General features: G+C 71.0%; 12 protein-coding genes. 10 read left to right on the top strand and 2 right to left on the bottom strand.

Annotation, left to right across the window (positions count from 1 at the left end; translation table 11 throughout):
• The first annotated feature begins 142 nt into the window (after positions 1–142).
• The 3 genes from HHX37_RS07635 (at position 143) to HHX37_RS07625 (ending at position 3,452) form a co-directional block, all read left to right on the top strand.
• Entirely contained in the window at positions 143–919 is a 777-nt protein-coding gene (locus HHX37_RS07635) for an ATP-binding cassette domain-containing protein (RefSeq protein WP_182880033.1), read from the top strand.
• Positions 916–2,157, top strand: coding sequence for a sugar ABC transporter permease (locus HHX37_RS07630; protein ID WP_111698042.1), 1,242 nt, complete (start codon positions 916–918; stop codon positions 2,155–2,157). Before HHX37_RS07635 ends, HHX37_RS07630 begins: the two co-directional genes overlap by 4 nt.
• 89 nt (positions 2,158–2,246) lie before the next feature.
• Positions 2,247–3,452 carry an ROK family transcriptional regulator gene (locus tag HHX37_RS07625; protein WP_182885069.1) on the top strand — a complete coding sequence of 402 codons (1,206 nt, stop codon included), beginning with the start codon at positions 2,247–2,249 and terminating at the stop codon, positions 3,450–3,452.
• 35 nt (positions 3,453–3,487) lie between these two features.
• Here the strand turns inward: HHX37_RS07625 and HHX37_RS07620 are convergent, their stop codons facing one another.
• Positions 3,488–4,282 (bottom strand): neutral zinc metallopeptidase, encoded by a 795-nt coding sequence (locus tag HHX37_RS07620; RefSeq protein ID WP_138459985.1) that lies wholly within the window; start codon positions 4,280–4,282, stop codon positions 3,488–3,490.
• A gap of 238 nt (positions 4,283–4,520) precedes the next feature.
• Between HHX37_RS07620 and dxs the strand changes: the two genes are divergently transcribed.
• Both dxs and HHX37_RS07610 read left to right on the top strand, forming a co-directional pair.
• Positions 4,521–6,434: a 1-deoxy-D-xylulose-5-phosphate synthase gene (gene dxs, locus HHX37_RS07615; protein ID WP_182880034.1), complete on the top strand. Its 1,914-nt coding sequence runs from the start codon at positions 4,521–4,523 to the stop codon at positions 6,432–6,434.
• Positions 6,435–6,497: 63 nt separating this feature from the next.
• Positions 6,498–7,985, top strand: a complete 1,488-nt coding sequence (locus HHX37_RS07610; RefSeq protein WP_310740295.1) for an amino acid permease — start codon at positions 6,498–6,500, stop codon at positions 7,983–7,985.
• Here HHX37_RS07610 and HHX37_RS07605 read toward each other — a convergent pair.
• A complete protein-coding gene (locus tag HHX37_RS07605; RefSeq protein ID WP_182884936.1) occupies positions 7,948–8,571 on the bottom strand; it encodes a LysE family translocator in 624 nt (207 codons plus the stop codon). The genes HHX37_RS07610 and HHX37_RS07605 overlap by 38 nt on opposite strands.
• 13 nt (positions 8,572–8,584) lie before the next feature.
• Between HHX37_RS07605 and HHX37_RS07600 the strand changes: the two genes are divergently transcribed.
• From HHX37_RS07600 to HHX37_RS07580, 5 genes are all read left to right on the top strand, one after another.
• The gene (locus HHX37_RS07600) at positions 8,585–8,761 is read left to right on the top strand and encodes a hypothetical protein (RefSeq protein ID WP_182884935.1); all 177 of its coding nucleotides are present in this window, start codon (positions 8,585–8,587) and stop codon (positions 8,759–8,761) included.
• A gap of 109 nt (positions 8,762–8,870) precedes the next feature.
• Positions 8,871–11,072, top strand: coding sequence for an alpha/beta hydrolase (locus tag HHX37_RS07595; RefSeq protein WP_182884934.1), 2,202 nt, complete (start codon positions 8,871–8,873; stop codon positions 11,070–11,072).
• Between the two features lie 182 nt (positions 11,073–11,254).
• Positions 11,255–12,202, top strand: coding sequence for an agmatinase (gene speB / locus HHX37_RS07590; protein WP_182884933.1), 948 nt, complete (start codon positions 11,255–11,257; stop codon positions 12,200–12,202).
• A complete protein-coding gene (locus HHX37_RS07585) occupies positions 12,199–13,851 on the top strand; it encodes a N,N-dimethylformamidase beta subunit family domain-containing protein (RefSeq protein WP_182884932.1) in 1,653 nt (550 codons plus the stop codon). Before speB ends, HHX37_RS07585 begins: the two co-directional genes overlap by 4 nt.
• Complete coding sequence (locus HHX37_RS07580) at positions 13,848–14,228, top strand: cupin domain-containing protein (protein WP_220502652.1); 381 nt, start codon at positions 13,848–13,850, stop codon at positions 14,226–14,228. Before HHX37_RS07585 ends, HHX37_RS07580 begins: the two co-directional genes overlap by 4 nt.
• The last annotated feature ends 76 nt before the right edge of the window (positions 14,229–14,304 follow it).

Below are 14,304 nucleotides of genomic sequence, written 5' to 3'. Positions count from 1 at the left end.
AACCCCCCAGGGGTGACCGGCTGAGCCGCGACGAGCACCGTGCGGGGCGCCCCTTCCAGGGCGCCCCGCACCGCTCGGAGCGGCGAGAGGCGGCCCCGAGGACGGCGCCGTACCGGCCCATAGATCTACGGAGAAGCCCATCGTGTCCCAGGGACCGATCCTGGAACTGCGCGGCATCAACAAGAGCTTCGGCCCCGTGCAGGTCCTTCACGACGTCGCCTTCTCGGTCCATCCGGGAGAGGTGACCGCACTGGTCGGCGACAACGGCGCCGGCAAGTCAACGCTGGTCAAGTGCATCGGCGGAATCCACCCGATCGATTCGGGCGAGTACCTCTTCGAGGGCGAGCGGGTCCACGTGAGCGGGCCCAGGGACGCCGCGGAGCTCGGCGTCGAGATCGTCTACCAGGACCTCGCCCTCTGCGACAACCTCGACATCGTGCAGAACATGTTCCTGGGCCGCGAGCGCAAGAGCGGGCTCGTCCTGGACGAGGACACGATGGAGGAGATGGCGGCCAAGACCCTGGCCGGGCTCTCGGTGCGCACCGTGAAGTCGCTGCGCCAGCACGTCTCCAGCCTCTCGGGCGGCCAGCGGCAGACGGTGGCCATCGCCAAGGCCGTGCTGTGGAACAGCAAGGTCGTCATCCTCGACGAGCCGACCGCCGCCCTCGGCGTGGCGCAGACCGCCCAGGTGCTGGAGCTGGTCCGCCGCCTGGCCGACAAGGGCCTCGCGGTGGTGCTCATCTCGCACAACATGAACGACGTCTTCGCCGTGTCCGACCGGATCGCGGCGCTCTACCTGGGACGGATGGCGGCCCAGGTGAAGGCCTCCGAGGTGACCCACTCGCAGGTCGTGGAACTCATCACCTCCGGGCGCAGCGGGGAGCTCGGCATCGGGAACGGCATCGGAGCGGCATCATGACAACCGAAACGCTCCCCAAGCAGGAGAACGCCGACTCCGCGATCGGCACGCACGTCAGGGGTTACGTCGAGCGGGTGCGCGGCGGTGAGCTGGGCGCGCTCCCCGCCGTCTTCGGTCTCATCATCCTGTGCGTGGTCTTCTCGGTCCTGCGGCCGTCGTTCCTGTCGGCGCTGAACTTCGCCAACCTGTTCACCCAGGGCGCGGCGGTCGCCGTCATCGCCATGGGCCTGATCTTCGTGCTGCTCCTCGGCGAGATCGACCTGTCCGCCGGCTTCGCGAGCGGCGTCTGCGCGGCGGTGCTCGCCGTGCTGCTGACCTTCCAGGGCTGGCCCTGGTACCTCGCGGTGCTGACCGCGATGGTCACCGGCGCGGTCATCGGCCTGGTCCTCGGGTCGCTGGTGGCCAAGCTCGGCATCCCGTCCTTCGTGGTCACGCTGGCGGCGTTCCTCGCCTTTCAGGGCGTCGTCCTGCTGCTGGTGAAGAACGGCACCAACATCTCGATCCGGGACGAGACGATCCTCGCGATCGCCAACAAGAACGTGCCGCCGGCCGCCGGCTGGATCGCCACCGCAGTGGGCGTCGCCGCCTACGCCGCGATCCAGTTCGTGCAGGCGCGCCGCCGGGCCGCGCGCGGCCTGGTCGCCGCGCCCATGGCGGTGATCGCCGCCCGCGTCGCGGCGCTCGCCGTCATCGCGGGCGCCGCGGTGTACATGCTCAACCTGGAGCGCAGCCGCACGGCCATCGTGTCGCTCAAGGGCGTGCCGATCGTCGTCCCGCTGATCGTCATCCTGCTGATCATCTGGACCTTCGTGCTGCGGCGCACGGCGTACGGCCGGCACATCTACGCCGTCGGCGGCAACGCCGAGGCCGCCCGCCGGGCCGGCATCAACGTGGACCGCATCCGCATCTCCGCCTTCGTCATCTGCTCCTTCATGGCCTCGATCGGCGGCATCATCGCGGCGTCCCGGGCCAACTCGGTCGACCCCAACACGGGCGGCAGCAACGTGCTGCTGTTCGCGGTGGGCGCGGCCGTCATCGGCGGCACCAGCCTCTTCGGCGGCAAGGGCCGGGCGCTCGACGCGGTGCTCGGCGGCGCGGTGGTCGCGGTGATCGAGAACGGCATGGGCCTGATGGGCTACAGCGCCGGCGTCAAGTTCGTCGTGACCGGCTCGGTGCTGCTGCTCGCCGCGGGTGTGGACGCGCTGTCCCGCAAACGCTCGGCGGCCACCGGCCGCTGACAGGGCGGGCTCCGCTCTCCGATCAAGTCCCAGAGGCCTTCCGGGCCTCTGACCCCCACCCCCCACGGAAGTCCGAGGCCGTTCCGATGATGCGCGCAGGTCCCTCACAGGAGGAGATCCGCAAGCACAACCTCGGGACGCTGCTGCGGCACGTCCACGTGGGAGGGCCCACCTCGCGGGCCGAGCTGACCTCGCTGATGGGGCTCAACCGCAGCACCATCATGGCCCTGACGGCCGACCTCACGGCGGCCGGGCTCGTCCGGGAGGAACTGCCCAGGGACACCGGAAGGGCGGGGCGGCCGTCCCTGGTCGTCCGCCCGGAGACGGCCCGCGTCTACGTGCTCGCCTTCGACGTGGGGGTGGACCGGCTGGCCGCCGCCCGCATCGGCCTCGGCGGCGTGATCCTCGACCGCCGCGAGACCAGGCGGGAGCGCGGGCCCTTCGACCTGGCGCAGGTCACGGGCACCCTGGCGGGCTTCGCCCGGCAGATGCGGCGCAGGACGCGGGAGGACACGATCTGCGTCGGCGCGGCCGCGGGGGTCTCCGGCGTGGTCCGCCGCTCCGACGGCGTGGTCAGGCTCGGGCCGAACATCGGCGCCGTGGAGACGCCGCTGCGGGAGGAGCTGACCCGGCGCCTCGCGCTCGGCATGCCGGTGGCGGTGGGCAACGAGGCGAACCTCGGCGCGCTCGCGGAGCACACCCGCGGGATCGGGATCGGCTGCCGCGACCTGGTCTACCTGCACGGAGACGTGGGCATCGGCGGCGGCATCATCGTGAACGGCCAGCTTCTCGGCGGGCACGGCGGGTACGGCGGCGAGGTGGGCCACATGGTGGTCAACCCCGACGGCCGCCGGTGCGGCTGCGGCTCCCGCGGCTGCCTGGAGGCCGAGGTGGGGGAGCCCGCCCTGATGGAGCACGCCGGCCGGTACGGCGAGATGATCGGCAGGGACGCGGTGCGGGCTGTGGTCGACGCGGCGGACCGGGGCGACGTGCGGGCCCAGGAGGCCCTCGCCCACGTGGGCGGCTGGCTCGGCCTCGGCGTCGCCAACCTCGTGAACGTCTTCAACCCCGAGATGGTCGTCTTCGGCGGCATCCTCAGGGAGATCTACCTCGGCTCGGCGGCCCAGGTGCGCAGCCGGATCGCCACCGGGACGCTGTCGGCGGCGCGGGAGCGGCTGCGGCTGCGCACCACGGCGCTGGGCGACGACGCGACGCTGATGGGGGCCGCCGAGCTGGCCTTCACGCAGGTGCTCGCCGACCCCCTGGAGGCGCTGTCGCGTCTCGGCCCCGCCTGACGGGGACCGTCAGGCGGAACCGCGGGGCGGAACCGTCAAGCGGTCGTACGGGCGGGGGCGCTGAAGGTGTCGCACGCCTTCGGGCCGTTGCCGATCCAGCCGCGCTTGAGCCAGTAACGGATGCTCCGGGCCTTGCCGTGCGCGGCGTCGCCGGTGATCCAGTCGAGCTGCTCCTCGAAGTCGAACTCGTCGCGGCCGAGGGAGTGCCACACGCTGCCGATGAAGGCGCCGGAGAAGCACTCGGCCTGGAGCTCCACGCGGCGGGTGAGGTCGTAGGCCCGCTTCTTGCTCACCGTGCGGTAGCGCCGGTAGACCTCCGGCAGGATGCCGGCGCGGTCCTGCGCGTAGTGGCCGTACTCGTGGGCGATGACCGTGAACAGGTTGAACTCGGTCGGGTCGGACAGCTGCGACTTGTACAGCAGGATCCACATGGTGTCGTTCTTGGGGCAGTACATGCCCGCGGCGTAGCCCGCCGGGTACTTGCCGCAGCCCGTCGGCACGCTCTTGGTGATGTAGCGCACCTTCGGCGGGGAGAACCTCAGCCCGGCCTGCCGGAACTCCTCGGCCCACGACTTGTTGAGGCAGTCGAGCAGGTGGTCGAGGTAGACCCGGTAGGTGTCCAGGTCGTCGGGGCGGCGGGACAGCTCCGAGCACTCGGGGAAGTCGAACTCGCCCGTCTTGTACAGGGGGTTGGCAGTCAGCGCGGCCTGGCCCCTGGGCATGGGCCGGGCGGCCTTGCCCGGGGACGCGCCCGCCGTGCCGGCGAGGGAGAGGACGGTGGCCGCCGCCGTGGCCGCGACGGCGGCAGCACGGAGGCTTATGCGAATCATGAGTGGGCATCCCCAGCGGACAGAGAAACAGGGTCAGAAAAAGGTGGCGAGGGGCTCGAACGCCTCAAAGCGGACTCCCTCGCGAGATCATGAGAGTAGGGCAGGAGGCGGCGACGGGTAAAGCGGAATAGATGTCGTTACGGAGAAGGTCTGTGGAGGTTCAGTGCGACCCCTGGTAACACCCGGCCTCCGTCGAACTAGACTCGATCCGTTCGATGGCGAGCGGGAAGGATGCACGGTGGGGATTCTGGAGACGATCAAGGACCCGCTCGACGTGAAGCGCCTCGAGGCCGGGCAGCTGCCCGCGCTGGCGGAGGAGATTCGCGACGTGCTGGTCTCCACGGTCGCGAAGACCGCCGGCCACCTCGGCCCCAACCTGGGGGTGGTCGAGCTGACCATCGCCCTCCACCGGGTCTTCGACTCGCCCCGCGACCCCATCCTGTTCGACACCGGCCACCAGTCGTACGTGCACAAGCTGCTGACCGGCCGGGCCGAGCGGTTCGGCACCCTGCGGCAGGAGGGCGGCCTGTCGGGGTATCCCAGCCGGGCCGAGTCCGAGCACGACTTCATCGAGAACTCCCACGCCTCCACCGTCCTGTCGTACGCCGACGGGCTCGCCAAGGCGTTCGTGCTGGGCGGCGAGACCGACCGCACGGTGGTGGCGCTGATCGGCGACGGCGCGCTGACCGGCGGGATGGCCTGGGAGGCGCTGAACAACATCGCCGGGCGCAAGGACCTGCCGCTGATCATCGTGGTCAACGACAACGGCCGCTCCTACTCGCCGACGATCGGCGGCCTCGCCTCGCACCTGTCGTCCCTGCGGATGACCCAGGGGTACGAGCACGTGCTGGAGCTCGTGAAGAACAACCTCGGCCGGGTCCCGGTGGTCGGCACGCCGCTGTACGACACGCTGCACGGCATGAAGAAGGGCCTGAAGGACATCCTGACCCCGCAGGCCATGTTCGAGGACCTCGGGCTGAAGTACGTCGGCCCGATCGACGGCCACGACGAGGGCGCCGTGGAGGCGGCCCTGCGCCGCGCCCGGGGCTTCCGCGGGCCCGTCATCGTGCACGTGCTCACCCGCAAGGGGAACGGCTACGCGCACGCGGAGAACCACGACGAGGACTGCTTCCACTCGCCGCAGCCCTTCGACGTCGAGACCGGCGAGGAGCGGCCCCGGCCGCACAGCTGGACCAACGTCTTCGGCGACGAGATGGTGAAGATCGGCGCGGAGCGGAAGGACGTCGTCGCGATCACCGCGGCGATGCTCCACCCCACCGGCCTGGCGGCGTTCGCCGAGGCGTACCCGGATCGGATCTACGACGTGGGCATCGCCGAGCAGCACGCCCTCACCAGCGCCGCCGGGCTCGCGTTCGGCGGTCTCCACCCGGTGGTCGCGGTCTACGCGACCTTCCTCAACCGGGCCTTCGACCAGCTTCTGATGGACGTGGCGCTGCACCGGCAGCCGGTCACGGTCGTGCTCGACCGGGCCGGGGTGACCGGCGACGACGGGCCGAGCCACAACGGCATGTGGGATCTGTCACTCCTCCAGGTCGTTCCCGGGCTGTCGGTCGCCGCCCCCCGCGACGGCGCGCGGCTGCGCGAACTGCTGGCCGAGGCGGTCAGGATCGAGGACGGCCCGACGGTGGTCCGCTTCCCCAAGGGCGCGCTGCCCGCGGACGTCGACGCGGTCGGCAAGCTCGGCGAGATGGACGTGCTGCGCGCCGGGGACGCCGACGTGCTGCTCGTCGCGGTCGGCCCGATGGCGGAGCTCTGCCTGGAGGCCGCGACCCTGCTCGACGCGCAGGGCATCTCGGCAACGGTGGTCGACCCGCGCTGGGTGAAGCCGCTCGACAAGGCCCTCGTGCTCGCCGCCTCGGCGCACCGGCTGGTCGCGGTGGTGGAGGACAACGGCCGGGTCGGCGGCGTGGGCGACGCCGTGGCGCGCCTGCTGCGCGACGCCGACGTGGACGTGCCGGTGCGGACCTACGGCGTCCCGCAGCGGTTCCTCGACCACGCCAAGCGGGCCAAGATCCTCTCCGACGTCGGCCTGACCGGGCAGGACCTCGCCCGCCAGATCACCGAGGCCGTCGCGCGGCGCTCGCAGGTGATGGAGAGCCACCCGGCCAGGTTGGTACATCCGACTGACTGATCACCATGCGTAATACCGGTCCGACCGGGAAGTCTGCAGGTCATCGACGTGAGGAGCCTGCGGATGAACGTTTTCCGGACGAAACCGGTAGAACAGTCCATCGAGGACGCCGAGGGCGGCGAGCACCGGCTCAGGCGCACGCTGAGCGCCCTCGACCTGACGGTCTTCGGCGTCGGGGTCATCGTGGGCACCGGCATCTTCGTGCTGACCGGCGTCGCGGCGCGCAACACGGCCGGCCCGGCGGTCGCGATCTCCTTCGTGGTCGCCGGGGTGGTGTGCGCCCTCGCGGCCCTGTGTTACGCCGAGTTCGCCGCCACGGTCCCGGTCGCCGGATCGGCCTACACCTACGCGTACGCCACGATCGGCGAGTTCCCGGCCTGGATCATCGGCTGGGACCTGATGCTGGAGCTGGCGCTCGGCGCGGCGGTGGTCGCCTCGGGCTGGTCGGGCTACTTCGCCTCGCTGCTGAAGAACTTCGGCATCGATCTGCCGCCGTCCCTCGCCGGTGACCACGCCGTCTTCAACATCCCCGCAGCCGTGATCGTGCTCCTGCTGACCGGGGTGCTGGTGGCCGGGATCAAGATGTCGATCAGGTTCAACGGCGCCATGGTGGCGATCAAGCTGGCCGTGGTGCTGCTCGTGATCATCGCCGGGCTGTTCTACGTCAAGGGGGGCAACTACCAGCCGTTCGTCCCGCCGGCGCACCAGCTTCCTCCCGACGAGGGGCTGAAGGCGCCCCTCATCCAGGTGCTGTTCGGCGTGCAGCCGGTCGCCTACGGAGTCTTCGGCGTCTTCACCGCCGCGGCGCTGGTGTTCTTCGCCTACATCGGCTTCGACGTCGTGGCGACCGCCGCCGAGGAGACCCGCCGCCCGCAGCGCGACCTGCCCATCGGGATCATCGCCTCCCTCGTCGTCTGCACGATCCTCTACGTGGTGGTCTCGCTCGTGGTCGTCGGCATGCAGCACTACTCCGAGCTCAGCGAGTCGGCCCCGCTCGCCGACGCGTTCCGGTCGGTGGGCCAGTCCTGGATGGCGACCCTGATCAGTGTCGGAGCCATCGCCGGTCTCACCACGGTCGTGATGACCCTCATGCTCGGCCAGAGCCGGGTGCTGTTCGCGATGTGCCGCGACAGCCTGCTGCCCCGCTCCCTCGCCCGGGTCCACCCCAGGTTCCGCACGCCGTACCGGATCACCATCGTCATCGGCGTGGTGACCGCGCTGCTCGCGGCGCTGATCCCGCTCAGCGCGATCGCCGAGCTGGTGAACATCGGCACGCTGTTCGCGTTCGTGATCGTCGCGGTCGCGGTGGTGATCCTGCGCAGGACCCGTCCCGACCTGCCGCGCTCCTTCCGCACCCCGCTGGTGCCGCTGGTGCCGATCGCCTCGGTGCTGGCCTCGGCCTACCTGATGCTCAACCTGCCGGTGGAGACCTGGATCCGCTTCTTCGTCTGGATGGCCGTGGGCACGGTCGTCTACTTCCTGTACGGATACCGGCGGAGCCGGGTGGCGAATCCTAGGAGTAAGCCCGGGGAGCCAGCCCTCGGACGATGAGCACGACGCCGACGGCGGCCAGCAGCACGCCGCTCGCGCCGAGCAGCAGGCGGTAGCCGCGGGGGGTCAGCCGGTGCCTGCCGGCCCCCACCGCCCCCGCCAGCGCCACCTTGGAACCGACCAGGACCAGGTAGAAGGCCCCGGTGAAGCCCAGCGCGTACGCCGGGGCCCGGTCCCAGGCCGCGACGAACACCGGCGAGCCCACCGCGATCCAGAACAGCCAGGGGTGCGGGTTGAGCAGGTTCACCACCACTCCGCGCAGGATCTCCCGCGCCGAGGACGGCGCGTCCTCGCCGGGCCGGGGCGGCAGCGCCGTACGGGCCTCGCGCAGCGTCTCCACGCCCAGATAGACCACGTAGAGGCCACCGCACACCGACAGCACGCGCAGCAGCGCCTCCGGCAGCGCCCCGACGGCCGTCACGGCGAGCAGCACCACGGGCAGGTCCGACAGCAGCGGCACGCAGGCCAGGCGCACGCCCGCGCGGAAGCCGCCGCGCAGGCTGGCCGTGATGACGAGCGTCAGCAGCGCCCCGGGCATGACGCCCGCCCCCAGCCCCAGGCTGAGCCCCATGAATAGTTCTGGCACATGACCTCCAGATTTGTCCGCACGAGAGGCTATCGGCGGCCGGCATGCGGCCCTGCCGCAACTCCGCTCGTCGGTGGCGTCCGGCTGTCCCGGCCCGCTGATCGGCGGGTACGACGCCCACGGCGCCGCGCTCACCGTCGCCTGTCAGACGCCGGAGACGGGAGAACGCGTCACGTTCCTGACCCCGTGAGCAACGGGGAACGACATCCCGAACGATCTACCGATATGGCGGTTTATCAATTACCTTGACTTGGTGCAAAGGTGATCGATAACACTGCCGGCAATCAAGGAGTTTCGGGATGACGTTATTCCGTCACGGCGGCGTGCGGCCCGGGGGGACGCGCCGGCTTCCGGCGGTGATCGCCGCCGGGGTCGTGGCGATCGCGGCGGTCCTGGTCGCGCCCCTCGTGCCCCTCTTCACGCCCGGGCCGGCGGCGGCGGACACGCCGTGGCTGAACGTTTCGGACGACGGCTACCTGTCGATCAGCATCCCGGCGGCCTCCATCGAGGCCAAGGTGGGCCCGGTGTCGGAGGTGGCCGTCGAGGGGAACTTCGGTCCCTCCTCCGCCTGGGCGGAGTACGGCCTGACCCGCCGGGGCGACGTCTGGTGGGGGGCCCTCGGCCCGCTCAAGCCGGGCTTGTACCACTACCAGGTCACGGGTGACATCACCAAGAGTCTCAAGGACCCGACGAACGCCACCACCGTGGCGTCCAAGCCTCTGTGGAGCACCTTCCTCGTCGCGGGCGACTCGGCGCGCCTGCTGGCGGACGCGCCCGAAGGGCGGGGCGGCAAGGTCGGGACCCTGACCTACCGGGCCGGGACGCAGGAGCGGTCGGCTCTGGTCTGGACCCCGCCCGGGTACCCGGCCAAGGGCGGCAAGCCGCTTCCGGTGCTCTACCTGCTGTCCGGCCCGGACAGGAGCGCCACCGACTGGCTCGACCTCGGCCGTGCCAGGCAGATCCTCGACAACCTGTCGGCCGGCGGTTCCATCGAGCCGATGGTGGTCGTGATCGCCGACGGTCGCGGACCGGACGACGACAAGGACCTCAAGGACCTCCGCAAGGCCGTCGGAGACGCCTACCGCGTCCATCACGACCGGGAGCACCAGGCGATCGCCGGTGTGTCCGAGGGCGGCTCGCAGGCGTTGCGCGCCGCCCTGACCGGTGCCGGCCAGTTCGCCTACGCCGGCTCGTTCTCGGGTCTCCTCACGGAGATCGCCGGAGGCAGGCCCGGTCCCGGGCCGAACCCCGGTGCCAAGCTGCTGCGCCTGTACACCGGGAACGTGACCGATCCCGCCTACAACGCCACCGTCCGCCTGACGAAGGCGCTGGACCGCGCCGGTGTCAGGTACGAGTTCGACGGGGTCAACCCCGACGCCGGGGGGAACTGGACCGCCTGGCAGGAGAACCTGATCGATTTCCTCCCGCGGCTGTTCCGCAAGGCGCCGGACCATGGTCCGAGCGCCGGTCACGAGCGGCTGAAGGGCGAGTTCCACCCGCCGAGGCCCGGCACGACTCCGACGCCGTTCGTGACGAAGGACGGCTTCGTCACCTTCGAGACCACGACGGACTTCAAGAACGCCCAGCACGTCACGGTATGGGCCAACGACGCTCCCGGCGGGAGCTGGCTGCGCGTCCCGATGTCCCGTGACGGCGACCGGTGGCGGGCGACCATCGGTCCGCTGGACCCGTGGTTCTACTACTACCAGTGGATCGTGGACGGGGTCTCGGTCAAGGACACGTCGAACCCGGCGAAGGTGACCACCGAGCCGAACTGGAGCACCTTCCTCATCCCCGGTGAGCGGTCGCGCCTGCTGTCGGACGTCCCCGCCGGCCGGGGTGGAAAGATCGAGAGCCTGACGTATCCGAGCACCGTCGCGAACCAGGACCGGACCGCGCTGGTGTGGACCCCACCCGGATACGACGCCGGCCGGGCGGAGCCGTATCCCGTCCTCTACCTGCAGCACGGCAGCGGCCAGAGCTACACGGACTGGGTGGAGATGGGACGCGCCAAGCAGATCCTCGACCACGAGTTCCTGGACGGGAAGCTGGTGCCGATGGTGGTCGTGATGGGCAACGGCAACGTGCCCGACTTCGGCAAGGAGCTGCTGGAGAACATCGTTCCGGCGGCCCGGGCCCGCTACAACATCTCCGGCGACCCGTCGCAGCAGGCCCTGGCCGGTCTCTCGATGGGCGGGGTGCAGACGCTCGGGGTGCTCAAGGCGTATCCGGGCCGGTTCGCCTACATCGCGGCGTTCTCGGCCTGGTTCGGCAGCGGCGACGGCGTCGACGCGGAGGCGATCAACAAGGGGACCAGGATGCTGCGCCTGTACGTCGGCGACCAGACCGACTTCGTGCAGCCGTTCTTCATGGCGTCCCTGCCTACCTTGGACGGTCTCGGCATCCACTACGAGTTCGACGGGGTGACCCCCGGGCCGCACGGCTGGGACGTGTGGCAGAAGAACCTCATCGACCTGGCGCCACGTCTGTTCAGGCGCTGACCCTCGGCTCCACGCGGCGCGGTCACCAGGGGTGACCGCGCCGCGTCCGCGTTTGTGCCCGTCCACAAACCATCCTCAATCTTCCGTCGCCACACCAATTGCCGGTCCCTTCGCTCCTCCTGCAGACTTGCCGATCCATAGCCCCTGACCTGGGGCTTCGCAGTGGAGGGAAAGGATCGGGTATGACCGTGCCCCGGGGGCCCACCGACTCGTCCCGGGTTCCGCGATTCGCCGGACCGGCCACCTTTGCGCGGCTGCCGCGCCTGGACGAGGTCGGCCACGCGGACGTCGCGGTGGTGGGCGTGCCGTTCGACAGCGGGGTCTCCTACCGCCCCGGCGCCCGGTTCGGCCCTTCGGCCGTCCGGGAGGCCAGCCGGCTGCTCCGGCCGTACCACCCGGGCCTGGACGTCTCGCCGTTCGCGGCGATGCAGGTGGCCGACGCGGGGGACATCGCGTGCAACCCGTTCGACATCCACGAGGCCGTCGAGACGATCGACGAGGCGGCGTCCGGGCTCATGGAGGGCGGCACCCGGCTCGTCACGGTCGGCGGCGACCACACGATCGCGCTGCCGCTGCTGCGTGCCGCCGCCCGGCGGCACGGCCCGGTCGCGCTGCTGCACTTCGACGCCCACCTCGACACCTGGGACACCTACTTCGGGGCCGAGTACACGCACGGCACGCCGTTCCGGCGGGCGGTCGAGGAGGGCATCCTCGACACCGAGGCCGTCTCCCACGTCGGCACCCGCGGCCCGCTGTACGGCAAGAAGGACCTGGAGGACGACCGGCGCCTCGGCTTCGGCATCGTGACCAGCGCCGACGTCATGCGCCGGGGCGTGGACGAGGTGGCCGGCGCGCTGCGGGAGCGCATCGGCGGCCGCCCGCTCTACGTCTCGGTCGACATCGACGTGCTCGACCCGGCCCACGCGCCCGGCACGGGTACCCCGGAGGCCGGTGGCCTGACCAGCCGGGAACTGCTGGAGATCCTGCGCGGCCTGACCGGGTGCGACATCGTCGGCGCGGACGTGGTCGAGGTCGCCCCGGCCTACGACCACGCCGAGATCACCTCGGTCGCGGCCTCCCACGTGGCGTACGACCTGATCAGCCTGCTCGCACTCAAGGAGGAGCGGTGAGCGACACGAACGCGGCGACGGGTCTTCCCGCCGCCTTCGCCTGGTCCCCGAAGGGCTGGCCCTCGGAGCGTGCGTTCGCCACTCCGGACGCGGCCGAGGTGTGGTGTTACACCGACCGGTTCTCGTACTTCCCCGGGGAGACCGTCCGCTTCCACCTCAGCGCGAACGTCCCGTCCTTCGACCTGGAGGTGGTCCGCGACGGGCTGGAGCCCCGCGTGGTGTGGTCGCGGCGCGGGCTGTCGGCGGGCTGGTTCGAGGCGCCGGCCGACGCCCACGCCGCCGGCTGCGGCTGGCCGGTGGGGCTGGAGCTGGAGATCCCGGACGACTGGCGGAGCGGCTTCCACATCGTCACGGTGCGCGCGGTCACGCCGTCCGGCGAGCTGTGGGAGCGCGAGCACTTCTTCGTCGTCAAGGCCCCGGCCGGGCGGCGTGCCCCGGCCGCGCTCGTGCTGACCACCAGCACGATGCTGGCCTACAACGACTGGGGCGGCGCCAACCACTACCGCGGACTGGGCGACGATCCGCGTTCCGACAACGGGTCGCCGCTGGCCTCGACGCAGCGTCCGATCGCCCGGGGAATGATCCGCAAGCCCGCGGGCGCGCCGCGGGAGGCCAACCCCGGCACGCTGCCGATGCACGGCGCTCCCCGTTACCCGTCGTACGAGTGGGCGCGCCTGTTCGGGTACAGCCGCCACCACGCCGACGCGTTCTGGGCGACGTACGAGCGGCACTTCGCGGTGTGGGCCGAGCGCCATGGGTACGAGATCGACTATCTGACCCAGCACGACCTGCACTTCGACCCCCAGGCGCTGGACGGGTACTCCTGCGCGATCGTCGTGGGGCACGACGAGTACTGGTCGTGGCGGATGCGCGACACGGTCGACGCGTTCGTGGACGCGGGCGGCAACCTGGCCAGGTTCGGCGGCAACTACCAGTGGCAGGTCCGGCTCGGCGACGACGGGACCACGCAGTACTGCTACCGGCTGCCGTCGCTGGACCCCGAGGCCGCCACGACGCCGCACCTCGCCACCACGGTGTGGGAGGCGAAGTCGGTCGGCCGGCCGGGCGCCACCACCATCGGGCTCAACGGCCTCGGCGGGATCTACAACCGCTACGGGGTCGCCACCCCCCGCTCGTCCGGAGGCTTCACGGTCTACCGGCCGCACCACTGGGCGCTGGAGGGGACCGACCTCTACTACGGCGACCTGCTCGGCGGGCCCCCGTACTTCCTCGCGGCCTTCGAGCTCGACTCGGTCGAGTACACGTTCCGGCGCGGGCTGCCGTACCCGACGTTCGAGGACGGCGCCCCCGAGACGCTGGAGATCCTGGCCCTCGCGCCGGCCGTACGCGGGGAGGAGGACCGCTTCGGCGGCCGGGTGCCGATCGGCGGGCCGGAGGAGGAGGTCTACAACTACAACGCGGACCTCGGCGACGACCTGCCCGGCTACGTGCACGAGGGGGAGATGCGCGGCGCCGGGATGATCGCGGCGTTCACCCGCGGGGACGGCGAGGTCTTCAACGGCGGCACCACCGAGTGGTCACACGTGCTCAGCCTCGGCGACCCCTTCGTCGAGCGCATCACGCACAACGTCCTGCGCCGCTTCGGCCTGCGCAGCCGCTTCGAGAACCACAAGGGAGCCGCATCGTGAGCGACGAACAGACCCCCGTGGGCATCGACGCCGTCCGCGTCGTCTCCGCGGCCAACGGCGAACGCTTCGTGCCCCCGCTGAGCGACTACCATGTGCTGTCCGCCGAGTGGACGGAGGCGGAGTTCCGCGTCTTCGGCGGCGCCGCGAGCGCGTTCACCGGCGGTTACTGGACGGGCGAGCCCGGCGCCGTACGGTTCGACTCCTGGCCCTACGACGAGATCTGCTTCATCCTCAAGGGCCGCGTGGCCGTGCAGGACGACTCCGGCCGGCGCAAGGAGTTCGGACCGGGGGAGTCGTTCCACATCCCCCAGGGCTTCCGCGGTGACTGGATCACCCTGGAGCCGAGCGAGAAGGTCTTCGTCGCGGTCAGCCGCTGAGCCCCTCCTTCCCGCCTTCGGGGCCCATCCGCCTTTCTCTCCCCACCTGCCTTCTCCTTCCAGCCCGCAGTAAGGA

The organism is Microbispora sp. H10885, assembly GCF_014161415.1.
Taxonomy (GTDB): domain Bacteria; phylum Actinomycetota; class Actinomycetes; order Streptosporangiales; family Streptosporangiaceae; genus Microbispora; species Microbispora triticiradicis.
Note: the sequence above shows the minus strand (reverse complement) of the source record. Positions and strands in the feature narration are given on the sequence as shown.